At 42.7% G+C, this 22,505-nt stretch carries 27 protein-coding genes and 1 pseudogene; 15 read left to right on the top strand and 13 right to left on the bottom strand.

Annotation, left to right across the window (positions count from 1 at the left end):
• Positions 1 to 5: 5 nt before the first annotated feature.
• From menB to MHB45_RS21530, 4 genes are all read left to right on the top strand, one after another.
• On the top strand, positions 6 to 818 hold the full coding sequence (gene menB, locus MHB45_RS21545; protein WP_370029151.1) for a 1,4-dihydroxy-2-naphthoyl-CoA synthase: 813 nt from the start codon (positions 6 to 8) through the stop codon (positions 816 to 818).
• 86 nt (positions 819 to 904) lie between these two features.
• Positions 905 to 2,386 (top strand): o-succinylbenzoate--CoA ligase, encoded by a 1,482-nt coding sequence (locus tag MHB45_RS21540; protein ID WP_048686519.1) that lies wholly within the window; start codon positions 905 to 907, stop codon positions 2,384 to 2,386.
• Positions 2,383 to 3,486, top strand: coding sequence for an o-succinylbenzoate synthase (menC, locus tag MHB45_RS21535; protein WP_048686528.1), 1,104 nt, complete (start codon positions 2,383 to 2,385; stop codon positions 3,484 to 3,486). The genes MHB45_RS21540 and menC overlap by 4 nt, the downstream gene beginning before the upstream one ends.
• 347 nt (positions 3,487 to 3,833) lie before the next feature.
• Positions 3,834 to 3,980, top strand: coding sequence for a hypothetical protein (locus tag MHB45_RS21530; RefSeq protein WP_153246142.1), 147 nt, complete (start codon positions 3,834 to 3,836; stop codon positions 3,978 to 3,980).
• Between the two features lie 45 nt (positions 3,981 to 4,025).
• Here MHB45_RS21530 and MHB45_RS21525 read toward each other — a convergent pair whose 3' ends face one another.
• Together MHB45_RS21525 and MHB45_RS21520 are read right to left on the bottom strand one after the other, a co-directional pair.
• Complete coding sequence (locus MHB45_RS21525) at positions 4,026 to 4,721, bottom strand: response regulator (RefSeq protein ID WP_048686517.1); 696 nt, start codon at positions 4,719 to 4,721, stop codon at positions 4,026 to 4,028.
• Positions 4,714 to 6,324, bottom strand: a complete 1,611-nt coding sequence (locus tag MHB45_RS21520; RefSeq protein WP_340908099.1) for a sensor histidine kinase — start codon at positions 6,322 to 6,324, stop codon at positions 4,714 to 4,716. The genes MHB45_RS21525 and MHB45_RS21520 overlap by 8 nt, the downstream gene beginning before the upstream one ends.
• Before the next feature lie 140 nt (positions 6,325 to 6,464).
• Here MHB45_RS21520 and MHB45_RS21515 point away from each other — a divergent pair, with 140 nt between their 5' ends.
• A complete protein-coding gene (locus tag MHB45_RS21515; protein WP_072273707.1) occupies positions 6,465 to 7,529 on the top strand; it encodes a DctP family TRAP transporter solute-binding subunit in 1,065 nt (354 codons plus the stop codon).
• Positions 7,530 to 7,588: 59 nt separating this feature from the next.
• On the opposite strand, the gene MHB45_RS21510 is transcribed toward MHB45_RS21515, so the two are convergent.
• The 3 genes from MHB45_RS21510 to yidD all read right to left on the bottom strand — a co-directional run bounded on the left by MHB45_RS21510 (position 7,589) and on the right by yidD (position 9,424).
• Positions 7,589 to 7,945 carry a hypothetical protein gene (locus tag MHB45_RS21510; protein ID WP_048686509.1) on the bottom strand — a complete coding sequence of 119 codons (357 nt, stop codon included), beginning with the start codon at positions 7,943 to 7,945 and terminating at the stop codon, positions 7,589 to 7,591.
• A 181-nt stretch (positions 7,946 to 8,126) separates the two neighbouring features.
• The gene (locus tag MHB45_RS21505) at positions 8,127 to 9,080 is read right to left on the bottom strand and encodes a metal ABC transporter solute-binding protein, Zn/Mn family (RefSeq protein ID WP_048686506.1); all 954 of its coding nucleotides are present in this window, start codon (positions 9,078 to 9,080) and stop codon (positions 8,127 to 8,129) included.
• A gap of 122 nt (positions 9,081 to 9,202) precedes the next feature.
• Complete coding sequence (gene yidD / locus MHB45_RS21500) at positions 9,203 to 9,424, bottom strand: membrane protein insertion efficiency factor YidD (RefSeq protein WP_207118056.1); 222 nt, start codon at positions 9,422 to 9,424, stop codon at positions 9,203 to 9,205.
• Between the two features lie 209 nt (positions 9,425 to 9,633).
• On the opposite strand from yidD, the gene MHB45_RS21495 reads away from it, so the two are divergent.
• Positions 9,634 to 10,107: an S-ribosylhomocysteine lyase gene (locus tag MHB45_RS21495; protein WP_034310515.1), complete on the top strand. Its 474-nt coding sequence runs from the start codon at positions 9,634 to 9,636 to the stop codon at positions 10,105 to 10,107.
• 37 nt (positions 10,108 to 10,144) lie between these two features.
• On the opposite strand, the gene ytzI is transcribed toward MHB45_RS21495, so the two are convergent.
• Positions 10,145 to 10,300, bottom strand: a complete 156-nt coding sequence (gene ytzI / locus MHB45_RS21490) for a YtzI protein (RefSeq protein ID WP_034310518.1) — start codon at positions 10,298 to 10,300, stop codon at positions 10,145 to 10,147.
• 124 nt (positions 10,301 to 10,424) lie between these two features.
• Between ytzI and MHB45_RS21485 the strand changes: the two genes are divergently transcribed.
• Positions 10,425 to 10,865: a Dps family protein gene (locus MHB45_RS21485; RefSeq protein ID WP_048686502.1), complete on the top strand. Its 441-nt coding sequence runs from the start codon at positions 10,425 to 10,427 to the stop codon at positions 10,863 to 10,865.
• Between the two features lie 95 nt (positions 10,866 to 10,960).
• On the opposite strand, the gene MHB45_RS21480 is transcribed toward MHB45_RS21485, so the two are convergent.
• Positions 10,961 to 11,227 carry a DUF6154 family protein gene (locus MHB45_RS21480; RefSeq protein ID WP_370020242.1) on the bottom strand — a complete coding sequence of 89 codons (267 nt, stop codon included), beginning with the start codon at positions 11,225 to 11,227 and terminating at the stop codon, positions 10,961 to 10,963.
• A gap of 226 nt (positions 11,228 to 11,453) precedes the next feature.
• Between MHB45_RS21480 and MHB45_RS21475 the strand changes: the two genes are divergently transcribed.
• Together MHB45_RS21475 and ytkD are read left to right on the top strand one after the other, a co-directional pair.
• Positions 11,454 to 11,804, top strand: a complete 351-nt coding sequence (locus MHB45_RS21475) for a hypothetical protein (protein ID WP_048686500.1) — start codon at positions 11,454 to 11,456, stop codon at positions 11,802 to 11,804.
• Positions 11,805 to 11,917: 113 nt separating this feature from the next.
• On the top strand, positions 11,918 to 12,388 hold the full coding sequence (gene ytkD, locus MHB45_RS21470) for an RNA deprotection pyrophosphohydrolase (RefSeq protein WP_048686496.1): 471 nt from the start codon (positions 11,918 to 11,920) through the stop codon (positions 12,386 to 12,388).
• On the opposite strand, the gene MHB45_RS21465 is transcribed toward ytkD, so the two are convergent.
• The 4 genes from MHB45_RS21465 to MHB45_RS21450 all read right to left on the bottom strand — a co-directional run bounded on the left by MHB45_RS21465 (position 12,318) and on the right by MHB45_RS21450 (position 15,286).
• Positions 12,318 to 12,623: a hypothetical protein gene (locus tag MHB45_RS21465; protein WP_202187030.1), complete on the bottom strand. Its 306-nt coding sequence runs from the start codon at positions 12,621 to 12,623 to the stop codon at positions 12,318 to 12,320. The genes ytkD and MHB45_RS21465 overlap by 71 nt on opposite strands.
• 82 nt (positions 12,624 to 12,705) lie before the next feature.
• On the bottom strand, positions 12,706 to 13,497 hold the full coding sequence (locus tag MHB45_RS21460; protein ID WP_222620005.1) for an ABC transporter permease: 792 nt from the start codon (positions 13,495 to 13,497) through the stop codon (positions 12,706 to 12,708).
• The gene (locus tag MHB45_RS21455; protein WP_048686490.1) at positions 13,487 to 14,257 is read right to left on the bottom strand and encodes an ABC transporter ATP-binding protein; all 771 of its coding nucleotides are present in this window, start codon (positions 14,255 to 14,257) and stop codon (positions 13,487 to 13,489) included. The genes MHB45_RS21460 and MHB45_RS21455 overlap by 11 nt, the downstream gene beginning before the upstream one ends.
• Before the next feature lie 27 nt (positions 14,258 to 14,284).
• Complete coding sequence (locus MHB45_RS21450) at positions 14,285 to 15,286, bottom strand: ABC transporter substrate-binding protein (protein ID WP_161922122.1); 1,002 nt, start codon at positions 15,284 to 15,286, stop codon at positions 14,285 to 14,287.
• Positions 15,287 to 15,421: 135 nt separating this feature from the next.
• Between MHB45_RS21450 and MHB45_RS21445 the strand changes: the two genes are divergently transcribed.
• The 4 genes from MHB45_RS21445 (at position 15,422) to MHB45_RS21430 (ending at position 17,994) form a co-directional block, all read left to right on the top strand.
• Positions 15,422 to 16,210, top strand: a complete 789-nt coding sequence (locus MHB45_RS21445) for an alpha/beta hydrolase family protein (RefSeq protein ID WP_253350003.1) — start codon at positions 15,422 to 15,424, stop codon at positions 16,208 to 16,210.
• 50 nt (positions 16,211 to 16,260) lie between these two features.
• Entirely contained in the window at positions 16,261 to 16,503 is a 243-nt protein-coding gene (locus MHB45_RS21440; RefSeq protein ID WP_048686484.1) for a DUF2584 domain-containing protein, read from the top strand.
• Between the two features lie 221 nt (positions 16,504 to 16,724).
• A complete protein-coding gene (locus MHB45_RS21435) occupies positions 16,725 to 17,189 on the top strand; it encodes a DUF523 domain-containing protein (RefSeq protein WP_048686482.1) in 465 nt (154 codons plus the stop codon).
• Positions 17,190 to 17,223: 34 nt separating this feature from the next.
• The gene (locus MHB45_RS21430; protein ID WP_161922124.1) at positions 17,224 to 17,994 is read left to right on the top strand and encodes a TSUP family transporter; all 771 of its coding nucleotides are present in this window, start codon (positions 17,224 to 17,226) and stop codon (positions 17,992 to 17,994) included.
• A gap of 254 nt (positions 17,995 to 18,248) precedes the next feature.
• On the opposite strand, the pseudogene MHB45_RS21425 reads toward MHB45_RS21430, so the two are convergent.
• Positions 18,249 to 18,420, bottom strand: a pseudogene (locus MHB45_RS21425) (Fe3+ hydroxamate ABC transporter substrate-binding protein).
• Positions 18,421 to 18,617: 197 nt separating this feature from the next.
• Positions 18,618 to 19,754 (bottom strand): non-hydrolyzing UDP-N-acetylglucosamine 2-epimerase, encoded by a 1,137-nt coding sequence (gene wecB, locus MHB45_RS21420; RefSeq protein ID WP_253349999.1) that lies wholly within the window; start codon positions 19,752 to 19,754, stop codon positions 18,618 to 18,620.
• Positions 19,755 to 19,949: 195 nt separating this feature from the next.
• On the opposite strand from wecB, the gene MHB45_RS21415 reads away from it, so the two are divergent.
• Both MHB45_RS21415 and MHB45_RS21410 read left to right on the top strand, forming a co-directional pair.
• Complete coding sequence (locus MHB45_RS21415; RefSeq protein WP_065421186.1) at positions 19,950 to 21,155, top strand: glycosyltransferase family 4 protein; 1,206 nt, start codon at positions 19,950 to 19,952, stop codon at positions 21,153 to 21,155.
• A gap of 23 nt (positions 21,156 to 21,178) precedes the next feature.
• Complete coding sequence (locus MHB45_RS21410; protein ID WP_063595929.1) at positions 21,179 to 22,495, top strand: glycosyltransferase; 1,317 nt, start codon at positions 21,179 to 21,181, stop codon at positions 22,493 to 22,495.
• Positions 22,496 to 22,505 lie beyond the last annotated feature (10 nt).

The raw sequence follows: 22,505 nt of genomic DNA, 5'->3' as shown, positions 1-22,505 counted from the left end.
TGACGATTCAATGGGAAACAATACGTGAATATGATGAGATTTTGTATGAAAAATATAACGGGATTGCGAAAGTGTCCATCAATCGACCGCATGTACATAATGCATTCACGCCAAAAACGACTGCTGAGATGATTGATGCATTCGCGAGGGCGCGTGATGATTCCAGCATTGGTGTCATTATTTTAACAGGTGTAGGCGGCAAAGCATTCTGTTCAGGCGGAGACCAAAAAGTCCGCGGAAATGGCGGATATGTGGGTGAAGATAACATTCCGCGTCTAAATGTTCTTGATTTGCAGCGTTTGATCCGCGTCATTCCAAAACCGGTTGTAGCCATGGTGGCAGGATATGCAATTGGCGGAGGTAATGTCTTGAACGTGGTATGTGACTTGACGATTGCTGCTGACAATGCAATTTTCGGACAAACTGGACCGAATGTAGGAAGCTTTGATGCTGGTTATGGTTCTGGCTACCTTGCACGTATCGTGGGTCATAAAAAGGCACGTGAAATCTGGTACCTATGCCGTCAATACAATGCACAGGAAGCATTGGATATGGGATTGGTCAACACGGTCGTGCCATTAGACCAATTAGAAGCGGAAACGGTTAAATGGTGTGAAGAAATGCTTGAGAAGAGCCCGACTGCACTTCGTTTCTTGAAAGCGGCAATGAACGCTGATACGGATGGCCTTGCAGGTCTTCAGCAATTGGCTGGTGACGCTACACTTTTATACTATACAACAGAAGAAGCAAAAGAAGGCCGCGATGCATTCAAAGAAAAACGCACTCCGGACTTTGGGCAATTCCCTCGTTTCCCTTAATGAAACGCGTGAATCGATGAGACTGACAGCTTGGCGGAAAATCGCCGGGCTGTTTTCTATATCAAAAAGGAAGAGGGGAAGCAGCAATGGCAGAAGAAAAGTTGCCGAACTGGCTGAAAAATCGGGCGCATCTTTCACCGGATCGTCCGGCAATTGAGTTTGAAGGTCATACGTATAGCTTTCTTGAACTGTATACTTTATCGGAGAAGATGGCTGGAAGGCTTTCAAGCATTGGTCTGGGCGCTGGCGATTCATGTGCGGTTTTGCTCCGTAACCATATTGATGGTGTTGTCGTTATCCATGCATTATTTCATCTCGGTGTGAAGATTGTGATGCTGAATAATAAGCTAACGGCAAAAGAGCTGTCCTGGCAGATCAAGGACAGCAAAACAGCCTATCTGGTTTCGGAAGGGTCCTTCTCCGGCAAACTAGCTGATATTGGTGAGATTCTCCCAGATTTGAAGCTTCACTTAATGGAAGAATTGCCGGAGGAGGGCACAGCAGGGGTACTTCAAGAGTTTTACCTTGAGGATACCGCTACGATCATGTATACATCTGGTACGACAGGAAATCCAAAAGGGGTCATCCAAACATTCGGCAACCATTGGTGGAGTGCCGTTGGGTCTGTTCTGAACCTTGGATTGCATGAAGAGGATTCTTGGTATTGTGCGGTTCCGATCTTTCATATTAGCGGTTTATCCATCTTGATGAAAAATGTGATTTATGGCATGAAAGTCGTTTTGGCGGAACGTTTCGATGAACGGGAAGCAAACCGGAGCATCCAGGAAAATGGCGTGACGATCATTTCGGTCGTGACGGCGATGCTGAATAGGATGGTGCAGGATATGAAGGGAACAAGCTATCCCAAAACCTTCCGCTGTTTCCTGTTGGGCGGCGGCCCTGCACCCGTCCATTTGCTTGAGGTATGTAAGGAGAAAGGGATTCCCGTCTATCAAACATATGGGATGACCGAAACGTCTTCACAGATTGTGACGCTGGCACCGGAATATAGCATGGCAAAAATCGGCTCTGCGGGAAAGCCTTTGTTTCCTTCGCAGTTACGGATTGAGAAAGACGGCACGATGTGTGAACCGGGTGCAGTGGGGGAAATCGTGGTTTCAGGTCCGAATGTGACGAAAGGCTATTTTAATCGGATGGATGCTACACAGCAGGCCATTACCGATGGGTGGCTTTATACTGGGGACCTTGGTTATCTCGATGAGGAAGGTTTTTTATATGTGCTTGACCGACGCTCGGATTTAATCATTTCCGGCGGTGAAAATGTCTACCCGGCCGAGATTGAAAATGTCCTTAGTACGCACCCCGATGTATTCGAAGCGGGAGTGACGGGGACAGAAGATGAAAAATGGGGACAGGTCCCGCTTGCTTTTGTTGTCCTGCATCAAGGTGCAGAGCTAGGTGAGAGTGAACTGCTCGAATATTGCAAGGAGTATTTGGCATCCTATAAGCTTCCCCGGAACGTGATATTTTGTAAGGAGCTTCCCCGGAATGGAGCAAGCAAGCTTCTTAGACGGGAACTGAAGAAGGAGATGGGGGAATGGCGATGAAGTTATCCTCCATTTCCCTAAAGCTCATTAAGGCCCCTTTAAAGCGGCCATTCAAGACGCATCTCGGAACGGTAAGCGACCGGGAAGTGATAATTGTCGAAGCCATGGATGAAGACGGATTGGTTGGATACGGGGAAGCTGTGCCTTTTACAAGTCCTTGGTATACCGAGGAAACGACCAAAACATGCTTTCATATGTTGGATGACTTCTTAATCCCGCTGACATTGGCCAGTCAGATCGGGCATCCTGATGAACTGCCGAACTTATGGAGCGGAATCAGGCGGAATGCAATGGCGAAGTCGGCTTTAGAGCAGGCAATCCTCGATTTGTATGCGAAGCAGAAAGGAGTCTACCTTGGACGGCTGTTTGGCGGCGAGCGAAGTGAAGTGGCCGCTGGCGTAGTCATTGCATCGAATGATATAGAAGATGCAATGCGCCAGATCGAGGATTTTTCCGGTTCCGGTTATCAGCGATATAAAATAAAAATAAATCCTCAAAATGATTTGGATTTTTTAGCGGAAATCCGTCGGGCCTATCCCGATATCCCGCTAATGGCAGATGCCAATTCAGCGTACACTCTTGATGACATCCCGCATCTGCAGAAGCTTGATGACTTTAAGCTGATGATGATTGAGCAGCCGCTGGGGCATGACGACATTGTGGAACATTCATTTTTGCAGAAACAGCTGCAGACACCCATTTGCCTTGATGAAAGCATAAATTCATTTCATGATGCAAAAAGTGCACTGTCGCTCCAGAGCTGTGGGGTCATCAACATTAAGATGGCTAAAGTCGGCGGCTGGATGGAAGCGGTAAGAATCCATGATCTATGCCTGGGAAATGATGTGCCCGTTTGGTGCGGCGGTATGATTGAGTTTGGCATTTCACGTGCACATAATATTGCACTTGCCTCATTAAAAGGGTTCACGATTCCCGGGGATATATCATCTTCATCCCGTTATTGGGATGGAGATATAATCGATCCTGAAGTCATCGTCGAAAATGGCATGATCCAAGTTCCCGATAAAGCTGGAATCGGTTTTGCCATCAATGAAAAGCGGCTAAAGGAATTGACTACATATAGTAAACTGTACAAATGAAACATCAAAGGAGGTGCACGCCCACCTCTTTTGATCAAATATTGATCCCATCTCCTTTTACTCCCACGATCTATGTAACTTACCCAATTAGTACTTTATTGGACGGAAACCCCACCCTTTTGGAACATGATTTTAATAGGATACTAACAGTCGGAGGAAAGTACGGCTGATTGAAATAAACCTGAACATTTTTTATTTGTCTGCAGATTTATTGGAAAAACCATTTAAATGGCCCGATAAACCATAATTTTTTCGGAAATGGGGCTTTGTCTATTTTTCCTTTATTGGATTATTTTGTATAATGAATGAAAAGAAGGGCAATCAAAGGGAAAAGGAGGGGAGAGTGTATGAAAAAACCGTACCTAATTGCGGAAATTCTACTAAGAAGGGGCATGCCTGACTATGTCATAAAAGAAGTGACGGCTTTGAAGGAGTGCGAGCTGTTTCTTTTGAAGAGAAAGTGGGGCCTCTATGACCGGAAGACAGGTGCGTAAAGAATAAAAGTAAAAAGGGAACCGTTCGAGCCGGTCCCCATGCGTTTAAGGTTTTTTTAGCCGGTACCTATTGACTGGACGGCCTATGCTGCCATATTGTACGTCAAGCTGAAGGACTTCTTCGCCATGCAAGTATTCAAGATAGCGCCTAGCTGTAACTCTGGCGATTCCAATTCCATCAGCCACTTCTTCTGCCGATAGTGACCCAGGCTGGGTCTTTATGAACTTCGTCACTTGCTCAAGAGTCGCGCCATTCAATCCTTTCGGAACATCATATTTCGGACGCGCTTCAGAATGTGTCTTATTTTGAAAGAGGATTCGGTCGAGCTGATTTTGGGAAATTTGATGATCAGGTTCAACCTCCATCCGAAAAGCATAATATTGTTCCAGCGTATGTTTTAGCCTATCGAATTTAAATGGCTTGATTAAATAGTCAAAAGCCCCGTTCTGTATCATTTTTCGAATCGTTTTCTGATCATTTGCCGCTGAAATGATGATGACATCCACATCAATTTGCTCTTTTCTAATTTGATAAAGTGTATCAACCCCGTTTAAAGATGGCATGAAGATGTCCAAAATGACCAGGTCGGGTTTAGACTGCCTGATTTTTTCCAGACCTTCAAGCCCATTTGAAGCTGTATCAACGACTTTAAAGGCAGGCAGGCGCTCGATGAACTGTTTGTTGACCTCTTGGACCATTGGATCATCTTCAATTAAAAGTACACGAATTTCGTTAGTCATTTTGGTTCTCCTCTATATCATGCATCGGAAAAGAAAGAAAAAAGCTTGTTCCCTCATTAGGGCGTGTCGTGAATTTCATTTCGCCGTTCGCTTTTTTTACAATTTGGTCTATTAAATAAAGACCAATTCCTGATCCTTCCGCACCTTTTGTTGTAAAACCATACTCGAATATATCTTTATGAATGTCCTCGGGAATGCCGGGTCCATTATCCTCAAGCACGATTTGACAATGACGTTCATCCTGGTAGATGGATAGATAAACCTGTTTGGTTTCCTCTGAGCAATGCTTTAGCGCTGCGAATGAGTTTTCGATCAGGTTTCCGATTATCAAAACAAAATCGTGATGGTCCAAACCAGCGGGGAAGCGGTCCAATTTTGTGTGTTTGTCCATGATGAGCTCGATCCCGAGTTCCCGTCCCAAGGAGATCTTACTTAATATCAGCCCCACTAAATTATCATCGTGAATGTGCTTCGTCAAAAACCTGGTCAATTCCTCTTGTTCTTCCGTGATCTGAAAAATGTAATGCAGCGCTTCGTCAAGATTACCTAGCTGGATCAATCCTGCTATCGTATGAAGTTTGTTCATATGTTCATGGTTTTGAACGCGCAGGGCTTCAACGAATACTTTGACACTGGTCAACTCTTCAGCTAGCTTCGTCACATCGGTGCGATCCTGGAAAATGGCCACGGCACCGATCGTTTTATCCGCAATCTTTATCGGTACCCGGTTGCTTACAATATTCCTGTTTTGAACGGAGATTTCCTGATTGAAGATGGGAGATGTCCGATCGAGCACTTCCGGGAGACGGGTATCATGTATGATATCATTGATATCCTTGCCTATGACCGCACCTTCGATCTTGAATATCTGCTTAGCCTTTTCATTGAAAATCGTGATGGCCTGATTATTATCTATGGCGATGACCCCTTCATGCATGGCATTGAAAGCGGCTGTCCTTTCAACCAACATCCGTGAAATTTCATGGGGTTCCAGTTGGAAGGTTTCTTTTTTTATCCTTTTTGCCATGAGCCAAGAGCCGCAAACACCGAATAGAAGGGTTAGGACCAGGATAATCGCGATTTCGCCTTTCAGGTCCTTTATTAATTCCGGTATCGTAGGCAAGATATTCCCGACCAGCACGACGCCGATTTGCTCTCTATCTCCATCGAGGATCGGGACAAAGGCGCGGATTGAAATGCCAAGTTCGCCAGCAGCCTTTGAAAGGTATTCGTGTTCAGCGAACGCAGCGCTTTCATCACTGCTGCTAGACGGGGTCCCCAATTGACTGAACACCGGGTGGGAATAGCGTATATGCTGATTGTTGAGTACAACTATATAATCCGCTTGATGGATTTTCCTTAAGTTTTCAATAATCGGATTAAGCTGCGTCCATCCTTCAGGCTCACGGACCAATTTCTGTACTTCAGGGAGTTCGGCAATGGTATGGGCTGTGATCATGGATCGTTTGCCGATTTCATCTTCCCTGACCGAAACGATATTTCCGAATATAAAAATCCCGCCTATTAGTATCGAAAAAGCGACGATTACGAATGATAGCAGGGTGATTTTAATTTGAATGGGCATATGAAAGGATTTATCCATTGGTTTTCCTCCATTACTTCTATACTTAATAGTAACAGAATTTCTATCACTTTTCGCTATTTTTCGCGCAGTGTATTACGACAGTAAAAAGCTGTGATAGAATAGTGATAATGTGAAGTGAGCGGTGAGGAGTTGTCGGTATGCGTGCATTATGGGGGTATTTCTTATTAATTGGCTTGGGGCTGTTGATAGCCGTGTATATATCGTTTCAATCATTCTTTACAAGCTTCGGTTTCAATTTGCCGAAGGATGAGGAGCAGGTCGGGATGAAGGATCAAATCGTGATTAAGTTCAGTCATGTCGTTGCCGAAAATACACCTAAAGGGCTAGCTGCGAACCGATTTGCCCAACTTGTCGATGAATATACAGACCATCGTGTCAAAATAGAAGTTTATCCTAATCAGTCATTATATAGTGATCAGGAAGAAATTGAGGCATTACAAGAAAACAAGGTGCAGATGATTGCACCGACTGCATCTAAAATTACGAGCATATCAAAGAAATGGATGCTATTGGACCTCCCTTACGTCTTTCCAACGGATGCGGCCTTGCAGGAAGCGTTGAATGGGGAAGTGGGGGAAGAGCTGCTTAAGCAGCTGAATAGCATTGATATCGAAGGACTCGCATTTTGGTCGAATAACTATAAACAGATTACAAGCAGTAAACCGGTACGGCATCCAAGTGACTTTGCAGGAAAGCATTTCAGAATCATGCCAAGTGCAGTCCTGGAAAGCCAATTCAAGCAGTTTGGGGCTTCAACTTCTGTCCTGGAGTTTAATGAAACGTTCAAAAGCCTTGAAATCAAAGAAACGGACAGCCAGGAAAATACGATTTCGAATATCTATTCCAAGAAATTATATGAGGTGCAAAAGTATTTAACGATCAGTGATCATGGCTATTTAGGGTATGTAGTCATGATAAACGAGCAGTTTTGGAACAAACTCCCGTTGGATATTCAGCAGCAAATCCAACAGGCGATGGATGATACAACGAAATGGCTATGGATCAAATCAAATGAATTAAACCAGGAACAGCTAAGGGAAATCCAGCAAAAATCGAATATTGACATCTATACACTGTCAGAAGAGGAAAAGAAAGAATGGATGGATGAGATGACCGTCATCTATCCGGAATTCGAATCCACGATTGGAACCGAATTGATGACGAAAATGGAAAAAATCCGTGAGAAGTATTTAAAGGAATAACTAACGTAAGGGAATCCTATTAAAAGGGGTTCCCTTCTTCTTTATCGTTCCCGATGGAATTAATCTTCTGGATTTTGTAAAAAATCAATCATCTCTTTATAATCATATGTTTTTAAAACCAAACCATTTTCATCAAACACGATGAATGCAGGTTCTTTCTGTAATTCAAGTTTTGGATATTGCTCATTCATTGACTTGTAAGATGCTTCATTTCTAATTGGGCCCACATTGGTTATATTGTTCTCTTCCAGTAAATCAAATGTAATTTCTTTACCAACGGCTTGGAGCGAATACGTATGACCCTCACTAGGCAAAAGATTCGAATGAATTCTAGCGTAATCATCTTTTTCATCCGTGCAAGCAACTAGCATCGATAGGAGTAGAAACGTTATACTTCCATTTATGACCTTTTTCATATTTTCCCCTCTCTAAGCTTACATTTGGACATTCCATAAATTGTAATATTTTAAGCTTATCATAGTTGCTTAAGAACAGGAGGCTATCATGCTTTGTCAGGAATCGAAACTCCCACTCAATTAAGCTGATAAAAGAGGTACAAAAAAGAAGCGGATCCAAAGGGAGCCGCTTCTTTCTCATCTATTGCAAGGCAGTTTGCAGTGTCTTGATGTTTTTTTCCATTAAACTGAAGTAATCTTCGCCAGCTTCGATATCTTTATCCGTCAACACGGAAAGGTTATGGAGTTCAAGTGATTTCGCTCCCATTTCCTTTTGGATGATTTCGGTAAGTTTAGAACTGATATTCTGCTCAAAGATGACGTAGTTCAAGTCTTCTTTTTCAGCCATGGTTACGATTTTCCCCAGTTCCTTTTGAGAAGGTTCGTTTGAAGAAGTTAGTCCTGTGACACCAATTTGTTCCAATCCGTAGCGCTCCTCCCAATATCCATATGCAGCATGGGAAACGATGATCTTATTGGTACGGCCCGACTCGATCGTCGTCGCGAATTTTCCATCAAGTGCCTCAAGCTTTTCGGAAAGCTCATTGAAGTGGCTGTTGAAATATTCTTCCTGTTCCGGCATTTTTTTTGTTAATTCGTCCTTGATGGTTTTAGCCATGTCAATGGAATAGACGGGATCTAACCACAAATGAGGATTAACGCCCCCATGGTCATGGCCGTCTTCTTCTTCATGTGCATGTTCCTCTTCATGTGCATGCTCCTCTTCATCAAGATGAACCGTTTCGCCCACCGCAATTGTGCTGACGCCTTCTTTGCTTAGAATTGGTTCAGCCTTGGTTACAAAGCCTTCAAGATTATAGCCAATATAGAAAAACAGGTCTGACTCAGCCATTTTCACAATATCTTTTTGAGAGGGTTCGAATGAGTGTTCATCCGTTCCTGGAGGATAAACCGTCTCGACATTCACGTACTCCCCGCCAATGGCCTCAGTGAAGTATTGTAAAGGGTAAACCGTCGTATATATATCCAAGGCATCCTTGGTTTCTTTATTACTCGATTCTCCCTTTGAGTTGCCGCAGGCTGACAGAAATACCGCAGTAACAAGGAAAAGGGAGAGCAATGCTCGAATTTTCATATGATATGCTCCTTTATAATTCGTATTGATTACGATTTGGATTTTATATGGTAAAAACGAAATGATTACGATTTGACTTCTGTATGATACAAAAGATTGCAAAGGAAAGCAAGGTTTTTTTTCTATTGGTCCTCACTTTTTTCTTTTTTTTCGGGAACAAGGTCAATGCCCCCTGGATGAAACGGATGACATTTAAGAATCCGGATGAGTGCTAACCAGCTTCCTTTTATAGGTCCGAAACGATTTACCGCTTCCAAACCATAATGGGAACAAGTTGGATAAAAACGGCAGGTGGGCGGTTTTAATGGAGAGATGGCAACTTGGTAAAAACGGATGATTCCCATTACTATTTTTTTCAACACGATGCTTTCAGCTCTTTTCGAGTAAATTGACTACCCTCCATTATAGCATATTTTCTAAATTTCCAAAAAGGGTAAAAAAGGAATGAGCCTATTGGTAATCCGATTGATATAATAAGAATTAATTTTAAAGGATGAAATATATTGTTATTCAAGGTAAAATAGAGATGACATACAATTAAGGAGTGAATTAAATGCCTTCAGTTGAAAGCTTTGAATTAGATCATAACGCTGTTAAAGCCCCATATGTTAGACATTGCGGTGTCCATAAGGTAGGAACAGACGGTGTTGTTAATAAATTTGATATCCGTTTTTGCCAGCCGAATAAACAAGCGATGAAGCCGGACACGATCCATACCCTGGAACATTTGCTTGCATTCAATATCCGTAAGCATTCCGAGCGCTTCGATCACTTTGATATTATCGACATTTCGCCAATGGGATGTCAAACAGGATATTACCTTGTGGTCAGCGGCGAGCCGACAGTGACGGAAATCATCGATGTTCTTGAAGACACATTCAAGGATGCTGTTACAATTACCGAAATTCCTGCTGCAAACGAAAAACAATGCGGCCAAGCAAAATTGCATGATCTTGAAGGAGCTAAGAAATTAATGAATTTCTGGCTTGCACAAGATAAAGAAGATCTTCATAAAGTTTTCGGTTAATAAAAAAGTTCCTGTCCATTTGTGACAGGAACTTTTTTCATTTTTCGGGTTCTTCTTTTTTTCCCTCATCCTCTGGCAAAGGTTTGACCGGATCCACTGTATGCTTGTAGCTGTAACCTTTTCCGATTGTTAAGACCGATAGTGCCAATACAATCAGAATCACAATAATGGAGATAACTAAAACCGTAATCATACTTTACAGCTCCTAACGTTCACAATTTAGATTCATTTTAGCATAAGAACCGAGTCGGATAATGTTTCAATTTTCGAATAGAGGGAATTATAAAGGTATAACCAACTTACGGAGGTAGATATTTATGGCTCAGAAAAAATTAGGAACTTTAGTGAATAAGGAAATTGCAAACTTCAGTGTTCTTTATACGAAAATTCATAATTACCATTGGTTCGTGAATGGACCGCACTTCTTTGAACTGCACCAAAAATTGGAAGAGTTATATAAAGAAGTGACATCCAACTATGACGAATTGGCTGAAAGACTATTGGCCATTGGTGAAAAGCCGGTTGCTACCCTTAAAGAGTACATGGAATTAACGACGATCGAAGAAGCGACAGGTAATGAAAATACAGAAGATATGGTCCAAAGCGTCATCAGTGATTTTGAAAAGCTTTCCGAAGAGTTCCTGGAAATCATCGAAGTTGCCGAACAAGAAGATCCGGTTACGGCCGATATGCTGACAGGCATGAAGAAAAGCTTAAACAAACATGCTTGGATGCTGCGTGCGTATTTAGGACATTAAGATTTAGGAAAAGCCCTGCTTCGGCAGGGTTTTTTTATGGTTAAACCTATAAAAAAGGCATCCATCAAAAGAGGGACACCTGACATGGTATGTATTTAATGAATGTTCCTAGGCGGAAAATGTGTAGGTTTCGTGTCGCTCATACTATTTTGAGCAAACTTCCCTTTTAACGTTTCAATAATGTAAAGGCCCATTAAATTGGTTAGTTCCTGATCATCCATCTCTTGAAGCAATTCGAAAATTTCCTTGCGGTCAAGCTGTTCCAGAACCGCAAACGTAAGCATATCAATATCCTCTTCATCACCAGTCATCTTATCACGGTACATATTGTATAATTCTTCAATTAACTTCAAAACTTTCACCTCACATTTATTAGAAATCCGTTATCTCTTTATATGTAGGTTATCAAAAAAACCTCTGGGTGCATATAAAAATCTTAAGGGATGCTTGGGCTTATTATATGTTTTACCCTTTGAAAGATACTTTAATCTATTATTTAACATCTTTGTCCTTCTGTAAACAAAATTTTCCATTGTATGAAGTGGGGAAATACGTGAAAAATAAGCGTAGGATATATGGAAAGGGTGGATGAATGTGTCTGAAGACAGGAAAAAATATTACATTTGGCTTCCGAATGGACAGATAACACAAGATAGGGAAAGTTCTCCATGGAACTTCGAAATCGAGGCGACAGATAATGAAATCATCAAATTACGTGAATTATTTGATTACAATTATTCAATAGGGGAAGAAAATTTTTACCGGGCACATGTCCCATACCTTCAATATCATTTTGACCGTGAAAATGATAAGCAGGATATCACCCTTCAAAAAATTTACGAAATGATTTACGCCCTGGGTACTGAAGAAGGAAGACGGCATATAGAAAGCATGGGGATACTACAGGCAAAACCAACAGACGATGGCCTCGAATATTGAGGGTCCATCGTTTTTTTGATGTAATGCAGATTCCCGCTGGATAGTGATTTTTTTTACCCATATAATGAAACAAGGGGCATGGCACCATTTCTTATACGGAGAGAAGGGGAAAAATGAAACGATTTCTTGATAAGAACGGATATAAGGTCGAATTCTCCGAGAATCCTGTCTTTGGAGAGCCTTGGCATGTTTTTGTGCTAAGCCGATATAAGGGCAGGTGGGTATTGACCAAACACAGAGAAAGGGGATTCGAGTTCCCTGGCGGTAAACGGGAAGCAGGGGAATCCATTGAAGAAACGGCCATACGGGAAGTGTATGAAGAAACAGGAGGCTTGGTGGGCCAGCTGCAATTTTTGGGACAATATATAGTGCATGATCCAGTGAAGCCATTCGTTAAATCAATATACTATGCCGAATTGCGTGAAATAGAGAAGAAACAAAATTACCTGGAAACGGAAGGCCCGATCTTTATGGAATCATTGCCGGATGTACTCGGTGAGGAGTTTAGCTTCATCATGAAAGATGAGATTGTACCGCTGAGCATATCGAGACTGGATGATGGCATTTTGCAAAGAAACGAGTGAATGGCAGGAACTCACGAGTAAACCGGTGGAACTCACGAGTAAATGGATGAAACTCACGAGTAAATGTCCGAAACTCACGAGTAAATGTCCGAAACTCACGAGTAAACCGCCGGAACTCACGAGTAAATGTCCGGAACTCACGAGTAAACCGGCGGAATTCACGAGTAAATCGATGAAACTCACGAGTAAAGGTCCGATTCACGGGTAAATCGTCAAAATTTACGAGTAAACTCACGAGTAAACCTGCAGGAACGTAACTAAATTCATGTTTTAACTCAGCATGAGTGAAAAACTGCCGAGGGTTATCGGCAGTTTGGTCAGTCTTTGATTAATTTTCGCTCGAGCAGTTCGACTAGTTGATACATGATTGTGGCAAAGACGGCAATGATCATCAAGGCAAGCATTACGAGGGTGAAGTTGAAGACTTGAAAGCCATAAATGATTAGGTAGCCGAGTCCTTTGGCCGAAACAAGGAATTCCCCTACGATGACGCCGACCCAGGAGAGGCCGACATTCACTTTCAATGTCGAGATGATCGTTGGGAAGGATGCGGGTAATATGGCTTCCCGAAAAGCTTGTGTTCTTGTGGCGCCAAAAGTTTGGAGTACTTTCAGGTAGTTCGGGTCCACTTCGCGAAATGCGGTGTAGACGACGATGGTGGTGATGATGATGGAGATGATCGCCCCCATCGAGATGATGGATGGAAATCCAGGGCCGAATGCTACGATGATGATGGGGCCGAGTGCCACTTTCGGCATCGCATTTAAAATGACGAGATAAGGGTCAAGTGTTTTGGATAATCTTGGCGACCACCAAAGCAGGGATGCCAGGATCGTTCCAAGCAGTGTCCCTATGATAAAGCCGAGAACGGTCTCGAATAGCGTCACTCCGGAATGGGATAGCAGGGTTCCATCACCCAATTTCTGTATGAAAAGATGCCACACTTTAGTCGGGGAGCTGAAGATGAGCGGATCGATCAGTTCCTTCCTGGATAAAAATTCCCAACTGCTGAAAAAAACGATGAAAATCAGGATCTGATAAAAGCGAATGAGCCTGTTTTCTTTTTTTAATGAGGTTTTATATTGGTTATGAAGCTGTTCAATATTCAAGGCTCTCAAGCTCCTTCCAGATCGTTTGGAACAGCATCGGATACTGCGGATGGTTGCGTGCATGGAAAGGCGTGAGTTCACGCAATTCATCGGGCACCTTGAAGGTTTTGTGCACGCTTCCCGGGTTCGCGGAAAACAGAAAGATGCGGTCACTCATTGCAATGGCTTCACCGATATCATGGGTGACGAGGACGGCTGTCTTTCCGAAGGATTTCAGGGTTTCAAAAACAAGGTCTTCCAGCTTCAACTTGGTTTGGTAATCAAGAGCTGAAAACGGTTCATCAAGCAAAAGGATTTTTGGATCCACTGCAAGTGTCCGTGCCAGTGCAGCCCTTTGCCTCATTCCTCCCGATAGTTCGCGCGGATATAATTTTCCGGTGTCTCCCAATCCAACGTCACTTAAAAGTTTAAGCGTTTTTATTTTCTCGAGTCCTTCATCTTTTTTTATCAGTTTCAATCCTAATAATATATTTTCTTCTATCGTCTTCCATGGAAATAGATAATCCTGCTGCAGCATATAGCCGATTGAAAGGTCGCTGTTGGCTTTCAGCGGTTTGTTTTCGAGCAGGATCTTTCCTGAAGTGGGCGGAAAGAGCCCGGCGATGATGGAAAGCAGGGTGGTTTTTCCGCAGCCGCTCGGACCTAGAAAAGAGACGAATTCACCTTTTTCAATGTCGAGGGAAATGTCCGCAAGTGCGGTCGCTGCCGTCTGATTTGAAAAATAAGTATGGTGAATGTCTTGGATTTTTAAAAAGCTCATCGGACATCCTCCTTACCTTTTGCTATGTTATTTTGTGACTTCTTCAGCAAAGTCGGTATTGACCAGCTCTTCATGGCTAATACGTGTTGGAAGCTCGCCTGCTTCATCCATGATGTTTTGCAGATTGTTCCATTCTTCTTCGTCAAGAATGGGGTCGGTGGCAAAGGTTCCTTGTTCTTTGTAGCGGTTGATAACAGTTTCCATCGTCTCGAGATTTGTATCTTCAAAATACGGCTGAATGACTTCGGCAATTTCGGCAGCATCGTTTTCCTGAACCCAATCTTGTGCTTTCTTCAAGGCCCTCGTGAATTTTTCGACAGTCTCTTTGTCTTCTTTCAAATAGCTTTCTTTGGCCATATAAACTGTATATGGAAGATGACCGGACTCGGTGCCGAAAGAAGCGACGATAAAGCCTTTTCCTTCTTTTTCAAACACACTGGCCGTTGGTTCGAACAGTTGAACGAAATCGCCGGTTCCGGAAGCGAAGGCAGTTGCGACATTCGCAAAATCAATGTTCTGGATGAGGTTCAAATCTTTTTTCGGGTCTATGTTATGTTTTTTCAATACGAACTCGCCGGCCATCTGCGGCATCCCGCCCTTGCGCTGGCCAAGGAATGTAGAGTTTTTCAGCATATCCCAATTGAAGTTGTCAATTTTTTCACGTGAAACAAGGAACGTTCCATCCGTCTGTGTTAATTGAGCGAAGTTGATGACGGGGTCATTCGAGCCTTGTGCCTGAACGTAAATCGATGTTTCGGAGCCAACGAGAGCAATATCCGCGCCATCGGAAAGAAGCGTGGTCATCGTCTTGTCGCCGCCTGCAGTCGTTTTCAAATCAATGCTGAGGCCCTCATCTTTAAAAAAACCTTTTTCGATCGCCACATATTGCGGTGTATAGAAAAGGGAGCGGGTTACTTCGGCAACCCTGACCTTCGTTGTTTCCTGTTCTTTGTTGCCGCATGCGCCAAGCGGGATCACCAGCACGCACAGAAGTAAAAATACGACACCTGCTTTACACCATTTTTTCAAAATTCCTTCCTCCTTGATATATGGGTATTTTGCCTACATTATCGTATGAACGGATGAAAAAAATGTGAATGCCTCTCAGGGGATAAAAACAAGCGGATGTTTTACAATAAGAATAAAGAGAAAGGAGAGTGGAACTTGGAGAACGGAACGATTATTTCAAAACAGCGGTTTCCATCACCGCATCCACGAATCCATCTTTATTCAGTTACGTACATATCACAAGGCCTGAAGGTAAAGGGTTTGCTGGCTGAACCGGTTGATGGCGAAATACATGACGCCTTCTTATATTTACGCGGCGGGATTAAAAATGTCGGGAAGGTGAGGCCTGCAAGGATCGTGCAGTATGCTGTAGAAGGTTTCATCGTTTTTGCTCCTTTTTACCGTGGAAATCAAGGCGGGGAGGGAGATGAGGATTTTGGAGGCGAAGATCGATTCGATGCGATATCAGGATTCAATCTTCTTGAACGGCATCCCCGAGTGAACAAGGATCACATTCATATCCTCGGGTTTTCCCGTGGCGGCATCATGGCCCTTTGGACTGGGATATATTGCAGGAACGCAGCGTCGATCGTCACATGGGGAGGTGTGTCGGATATGTTTTTAACATATGTCGAACGGGTCGATATGCGTCGGATGATGAAGCGTGTCATCGGCGGAACACCTAAAAAATGCCCGGATCAATATGAATACCGTACTCCATTGTTTGCGATTGAAGATTTGAATGTACCCGTCCTGATCATACACGGTGAAAAAGATGACAATGTCGCCATAGAACACGCATACCGGCTGGAAAAAAGGTTGAAAATGCATGACAAAGAGGTCGAAAGTTGGTATTTCCCTCAATTCACGCATTACTTCCCGCCTGCCGTGAACAGAAAAGTAGTCGAAGATTTAACATCTTGGATGAAAAGTAAAACCGAATAATGATAGAATGAAGGATATACTAAGTATATTGGCAAGAGGAGGAGATACACATGGGCATGCCTATGGAGCTAAATACCATGATCGTTACAAAAGGGAACGAAACCCGTGAAGAAGAAAACACTTTTCGGCTGGCGAAAGCTGGTTACAGGTTATACCCTATCGATATTCCAATCGATGTCCGCAAAACGATCCAATCTGATTCAAGCGGAACAGCCGTTATCCAAAAAATTGAATGGACCAGTGAAAAGACCATCATTACGTACCAACTGCTATCACTGAATTCAACTAACTAAATAGACAAGCGCTTGCCGGGAATCGCCTTCGCTGCAAGCGCTTTTTTTGTTTTTGCAGAATTCGACAGATGCGCGGATAATTCGGCCTGTGGGGAAAAAATTCGACCCAAGCAAAACGGGATTCTATCAGCGTAGAATCCCTGGTGGATATTCAATCTTCGAAATGATTGACACGAAAAGAGTGGTAAAATGGTGTAAAGTGCATGAGGCGGGGTGGTTTGATGATTTTGGTGAGTTCTTGTTTAGCGGGCCTTGAGGTAAGATACAATGGTACTCACAGCTTGGATGATGGAATTATGGCATTGATGAGGGAGAAAAAGGCTATAGCTGTTTGTCCTGAGTTGCTTGGCGGTTTTTCGACCCCGAGGGAACCTGCTGAGATAGTTGGCGGTGAAGGTGGGGATGTCCTTGATGGAAAAGCGAAGATCATCGAAAAGTCGGGCAGGGATGTAACGGAACTGTACATAAAGGGAGCGAATCTTACGTTATTGAAAGCCCGGGAGGTAGGGGCGACGTTAGTCGTTTTAAAAGAAAACAGTCCATCCTGCGGGAGTGCCACGATTTATAATGGGGAATTCAAGGGGAAGAAGAAGGTCGGGAATGGAGTGACCGCGGCTTTGCTTAGGAGGCATGGGTTCACGGTCATTTCAGAAGAAAGGTTATTCGATTACCTGGGTGAAAAATGAGTAATGGCATTAGATTTTGAAAGAAGGGGAATACATGGAGGATATCAATCTCTATACTTTGCTATTTTTAGTACTTGCGGGTTTTATTGCCGCATTCATCGATTCCGTAGTGGGCGGGGGAGGGTTAATTTCCATTCCTGCTTTATTGTTCACGGGGATATCGCCTTCAGCGGCACTTGCCACTAACAAGCTGGCGGGTACCATGGGGTCTTTAACGAGTACGATTTCATTCATTCGGGCTGGAAAAGTGGATTTCAAATTCGTCATCAAGCTGTTTCCGATCACCGTGATTGGAGCGGCGTTAGGAGCATACGTTGTACATTTCGTTTCAGCAGAGATATTGAAGCCCCTCATTTTGATCTTGCTGGTCATTGTCGCGTTTTATACGTTGGTAAAAAAGGATTGGGGTAAAGATGCAAAGTATAAAGGGCTGACAAGGAAGAAAATGATTCTCTTGATAGTCATAATATTTGCGATTGGTTTTTATGATGGTTTTCTTGGACCAGGCACAGGTTCCTTTTTATTATTTTCATTTCTGATCATTGGGTTTGATTTTGTCCAGGCTGCCGGGAATGCAAGAATATTGAATTTTGGAAGCAATATTGCCGCACTTATCATTTTTTTATCTATGGGGACCGTCAATTTTGCCTATGGAATCCCGATGGGTCTTGCAATGGTCGCGGGAGCATTGGCAGGAACGAACTTCGCCATTAAGAAAGGTGCTTCCTATGTCCGTATATTATTCATTTGCGTCACGATTTTATTGATTGGGAAAAATATCCTTAATTATTTTCATATTTTTTGATGGAGTGTTCAGCGAATGAATGCCTATTAAAAATGGCCGGGGAGACAAGGCGTATTTTCGGCCATTTTTAAACAAGGTCATTCGCTTCTTCAGGTGTTGGGAAATCAGCTTCCCCGTAGATTTGCAGTTGACCATGAAATACTTCTGTATAAAAGGCCAATGGGTCTATAGCTGTCCATCAAAAATTAAATAGAGGGTAACTTGATTTTTCATACTAATCCTCCTGTTTCGTGTTGACTATCCATTCGACAGAATTAAATTTTCTTATCAAAACAAGCTTCGCAGATGAAACTTCCTTCATTTTTTAAATATGCTTTTATTTTCAGTCATCCCTTTACGCTTCGGATAACGCATTTTCACAAGAACGACTTCGTCCCCCTTAATTTCTTTACCACATTTAACACAATTGGGATCTTTCCCGAACACCTCCAAGGTAATACGATTGACTTCAATGAAACTTTAAATCTCCCCAAACTATCACATATGTATTTTACATTTACAAAGCTAAATTGGACTTTGCTTTAATCCTTCGCTAAATGAAAATGAAAGCAGCCGTTTCATAATCTGGCTGAATAGAAAAAGCCTGCCGCTTACGTGACAGGCTTTTCTCTCTATTTTATTTTTTATAATGGAAGGGGTGATTTCACTTCGCAATGCGTTAATAGGATATCGACAATCCGCTTTGAAGCGAATCCATCTCCATATGGGTTGGAAGCTGTCGCCATTTTTTTATAGGTTTCTTCATTTGTAAGTAATTCTGAGGCTAATTGATAAATTCGTTCTTCCTCGATTCCTGCCAATAAAAGGGTACCGGCCTCGATTCCTTCCGGACGTTCTGTTGTATCGCGTAACACAAGGACAGGAACTCCAAGTGAGGGAGCTTCTTCTTGCACCCCTCCGGAATCTGTCAATATGAGATGGGCGTGCGCCGCAAAGTTATGGAAATCAAGCACCTCAAGCGGCTCTATTAAGTGAAGCCTTTCCGTTTCACCGAAAATCCGGTAAGCAATTTCACGGACAACCGGGTTTTTATGAAGCGGGAAAACAACTTGGATATCCGTGTAATCTTCAAGCAGCCGTTTGACGGAACGGAATATCTCTTCCATTGGTTTTCCGATATTTTCCCGTCTGTGCGCTGTCATCAATAACATGCGATCTCCATTCAAACCAGATAGAATCGGATGTTCATAGTCTTTACGTACTGTTGTTTTCAAAGCATCGATAGCCGTATTGCCAGTAATATGGATACAATCACTCTTTTTATTTTCCAAAATTAGATTCTCTGCCGCCTGATTTGTAGGGGCAAAGTGCAAATCAGCCATGACGCCTGTCAGCTGCCTATTCATCTCTTCAGGATATGGAGAATACTTATTACCAGTCCGCAGACCAGCTTCAACGTGACCAATCTGTATCTTATTATAGAAAGCTGCCAGGCTGGCGATGAAAGTTGTCGTTGTATCCCCATGTACGAGGACGATATCCGGTTTTATATCTTTCATGAGCGAACTCAATTTTTCAAGCCCTCGAGTTGTAATCTCTTCTAATGTTTGTCTATCCTTCATCATATCCAAATCGTGATCTGGATTTATTTGAAAACATTGCAAGACTTGGTCGAGCATTTCCCTATGCTGGGCGGTGACCACCACGATGGTTTCTATTTCTTCTGGATGCTTTTTCAGTTCCAAAACGACTGGTGCCATTTTGATAGCCTCTGGTCTTGTACCAAATACGGTCATGACCTTAATACGTTGTTTAGGCATGCTCATTTCCTCCCCTTCTGAATGTCTCCCCCATTATAACGGGAAGTTCAGGGGAAATATAAAAACGAAACAATTATTAACAGAATTTTTACAATATTAATAATGACTTTATACTTCTTTAACCTTAAGTTAATATCTGGCATTTACAATATAAAGCAGGAAGTAAGCTAAGCAGAATAGAGGTGATAGGCGAATATGAAAAGCGTCCTGATGATCGTGCAAAACTTTTATCCGGAAATCGGAAGTGCGGGAAATAGAATGAAAAATATATATCTCCATTTGAAAAGAAACGGATTCGAGGTAACGGTCATCACATTGAAGCCGAGTTATCCTAATCAAAGTTTATATCAAGATACAAAGTTTTGGGATGAAGATAGCATTGAAGAAGATGTCATCAGGATTAAGCCGGACAAAGTGAAGAGGTATACAAGCAATATGGGGAAGCGGTTGCTTCATTATCTTGAAGCGATGTGGCTTTTCATCTATACAATCATCCGTCTCGAAAAAAAATATGATTATGTGTTTGCCACGACCCCGCCGATCTTCCCTACATTGGCAGCATTGATCGCCAAGAAAAAGATGAAGGCGAAACTCATTACCGATGTCAGGGATTTATGGCCGGAATCGTTGATAGGTGTAGGCGTATTTAATAATAAGTGGGTTTTGAAAATCGCTTTCTTCCTGGAAAGGAAGCTATATAGGCATTCAGATTTTATTATCATCAATAGTCCCGGTTTCAGGGATTATATCGTTGCAAAGGGAGTCAAGGAAGAGGCCATCCAATTCATCCCCAATTCGCTTACAGCGGATGAGCTGACGTTAAAGAACTTGCTTACACCCATATCGGAAAAGGTAATCAAGGTCGTTTATGCGGGGAATATCGGACTGGCCCAGGACTTGAAAAAACTGATAGCCGTCGCTGAAAAGCTAAGGGAACATAAACAAATCGAGTTCTCGATGATTGGATATGGATACCGGATATCCGAAGTGGAGAAGGAGATAAGCTCTAGAGGGCTGACTAATATTAAGATGATTAATGCGATGAATCGAAGAGTGACTCTTCATGAAGTTTCAACGTCTCATATTGCCTATGTGAGCTTGGTTGAAAAAGAAGTCTTCAACAAGGTCCTGCCCGGTAAAATCATCGATTATATGTGTGTCGGAAAACCAATTGTCGGTGATGTGGACGGCAGGGCCAAGAAGATGCTCATGGAGGCGAAATGCGGGTTGGTGGCAGAGAGCAGAAATGTTGATGAAATCTGTCAGCATATATTGACAATGGCCTCAGATCCGGCCCTTCGTGAAGAACTGGGAGAAAACGGTCATCGGTATGCTAAACAACATTTTCAGTGGTCTAAAAATATTAAAGGTCTCATCAACGTGATGGAAGCGTCAGGCTGAAAAATCCGGAAGTGGAGGACAACATGGCGAAGAAAGTATGTATGTTCGTGTGGAATCACTTTACGAACGATGCGAGGGTTCTAAGAGAATGCACAGCACTTACAGAAGCGGGTTATGAAGTCGATTTAATTGCCATTCATAACTGGAAAATCGAAGGTTTGGCCAAAAAGGAGAAACACCAAAATGGTTTCTCGGTCACTAGGGTGAATAACCGCTGGGAGGCGCTTAATAAGATTCTCAGGATCGTAGGCAAATTGAAGAAAAAGAAGTTTGAAATCGTTCTATTTGCCTTATTGATCTGGAATACGCTGTGGAATTTGAACTTGATCAACGGCTGGGTGGGATCGGGAATACTGTTCGGTGCATTTGCACTCCTTGCGCTGGGCACCCTGTTCATCACTAAAACGAAGCTGCCGACACTATTAACGAGGAGCTACATTTTTGGTCAAATGATCTATCATGGCCGGAAAAGGAAATATGATTTCTATCATTCAAATGACTTGAATACGCTCATGCAGGGAGCGATCAGCAGTAAATGGCTGAGAAGGAAAAAGCTGATTTATGACTCGCATGAAGTACAAACGAGCAGAACGGGATATAATAGCCGAATTTACGGGATGATGGAGAAATTCCTATTAATGTTCGTCGATGAAATGATTGCTGAAAACCATACGAGAGCTAAGTATAACGAAGACTTATATGGTCTGTATCCCAAGGTGGTCCATAACTATCCGATTCCAACCAATCCGGAGGAAAGTACGGCCGTGAATTTGCATGAGCTGCTCGATTTGCCAGAGAATGAACCGATATTGTTATACCAAGGCGGCGTTCAAATGGGAAGAGGGTTAGAGCAATTGGTTGATGCTGTACCGATGATCGAGGGCGGAACGGTAGTTTTTATCGGGGATGGAAGGATCAAGGATGAATTAATGAAGAAAGTAAGCGACATGAATCTGGAGCATCGTGTGAAGTTCCTGCCGAAGGTTCCGGTCGACGAGCTGCTCCATTATACAAAAAATGCGTATTTAGGTTTTCAGATATTGAATAATGTCTGCTTTAATCACTACTCCGCTTCTTCAAATAAATTGTTTGAATACATGATGAGCGGTGTGCCAGTGGTTGCCTGCAGCTTTCCTGAAATTCAAAAGGTTGTCGATACGGAAAAAATCGGTGTGTGTGTCGATTCGCATGATCCAAAATCAATTGCAGAAGGTGTCAATTACTTATTGAAGCACCCTGAAAAAAGGGCGGAAATGAGCCAAAACTGCCTGAAGGCGCGACAAAAATACAATTGGAAACAAGAGAAGGAAATCTTTATCGAAATCTATCAAACAGCCTAACAAATTTGAG

The organism is Peribacillus sp. FSL K6-5616 (assembly GCF_038008245.1).
Classification (GTDB): domain Bacteria; phylum Bacillota; class Bacilli; order Bacillales; family DSM-1321; genus Peribacillus; species Peribacillus frigoritolerans.
The sequence above is the reverse complement of the archived record's forward strand: the minus strand, read 5'-3'. Positions and strand labels throughout refer to the sequence as shown.

Bases quoted from the DNA above. Each gene is read 5' to 3' on its own strand.
- MHB45_RS21540 (WP_048686519.1), top strand. From the start codon at position 905: ATGGCAGAAGAAAAGTTGCCGAACTGGCTGAAAAATCGGGCGCATCTT.
- menC (WP_048686528.1), top strand. From the start codon at position 2,383: ATGAAGTTATCCTCCATTTCCCTAAAGCTCATTAAGGCCCCTTTAAAG.
- MHB45_RS21530 (WP_153246142.1), top strand. From the start codon at position 3,834: ATGAAAAAACCGTACCTAATTGCGGAAATTCTACTAAGAAGGGGCATG.
- MHB45_RS21525 (WP_048686517.1), bottom strand. From the start codon at position 4,721: ATGACTAACGAAATTCGTGTACTTTTAATTGAAGATGATCCAATGGTC.
- MHB45_RS21520 (WP_340908099.1), bottom strand. From the start codon at position 6,324: ATGGATAAATCCTTTCATATGCCCATTCAAATTAAAATCACCCTGCTA.
- MHB45_RS21515 (WP_072273707.1), top strand. From the start codon at position 6,465: ATGCGTGCATTATGGGGGTATTTCTTATTAATTGGCTTGGGGCTGTTG.
- MHB45_RS21510 (WP_048686509.1), bottom strand. From the start codon at position 7,945: ATGAAAAAGGTCATAAATGGAAGTATAACGTTTCTACTCCTATCGATG.
- MHB45_RS21505 (WP_048686506.1), bottom strand. From the start codon at position 9,080: ATGAAAATTCGAGCATTGCTCTCCCTTTTCCTTGTTACTGCGGTATTT.
- yidD (WP_207118056.1), bottom strand. From the start codon at position 9,424: ATGGGAATCATCCGTTTTTACCAAGTTGCCATCTCTCCATTAAAACCG.
- MHB45_RS21495 (WP_034310515.1), top strand. From the start codon at position 9,634: ATGCCTTCAGTTGAAAGCTTTGAATTAGATCATAACGCTGTTAAAGCC.
- ytzI (WP_034310518.1), bottom strand. From the start codon at position 10,300: ATGATTACGGTTTTAGTTATCTCCATTATTGTGATTCTGATTGTATTG.
- MHB45_RS21485 (WP_048686502.1), top strand. From the start codon at position 10,425: ATGGCTCAGAAAAAATTAGGAACTTTAGTGAATAAGGAAATTGCAAAC.
- MHB45_RS21475 (WP_048686500.1), top strand. From the start codon at position 11,454: ATGAATGTGTCTGAAGACAGGAAAAAATATTACATTTGGCTTCCGAAT.
- ytkD (WP_048686496.1), top strand. From the start codon at position 11,918: ATGAAACGATTTCTTGATAAGAACGGATATAAGGTCGAATTCTCCGAG.
- MHB45_RS21455 (WP_048686490.1), bottom strand. From the start codon at position 14,257: ATGAGCTTTTTAAAAATCCAAGACATTCACCATACTTATTTTTCAAAT.
- MHB45_RS21440 (WP_048686484.1), top strand. From the start codon at position 16,261: ATGGGCATGCCTATGGAGCTAAATACCATGATCGTTACAAAAGGGAAC.
- MHB45_RS21435 (WP_048686482.1), top strand. From the start codon at position 16,725: ATGATTTTGGTGAGTTCTTGTTTAGCGGGCCTTGAGGTAAGATACAAT.
- MHB45_RS21430 (WP_161922124.1), top strand. From the start codon at position 17,224: ATGGAGGATATCAATCTCTATACTTTGCTATTTTTAGTACTTGCGGGT.
- wecB (WP_253349999.1), bottom strand. From the start codon at position 19,754: ATGCCTAAACAACGTATTAAGGTCATGACCGTATTTGGTACAAGACCA.
- MHB45_RS21415 (WP_065421186.1), top strand. From the start codon at position 19,950: ATGAAAAGCGTCCTGATGATCGTGCAAAACTTTTATCCGGAAATCGGA.
- MHB45_RS21410 (WP_063595929.1), top strand. From the start codon at position 21,179: ATGGCGAAGAAAGTATGTATGTTCGTGTGGAATCACTTTACGAACGAT.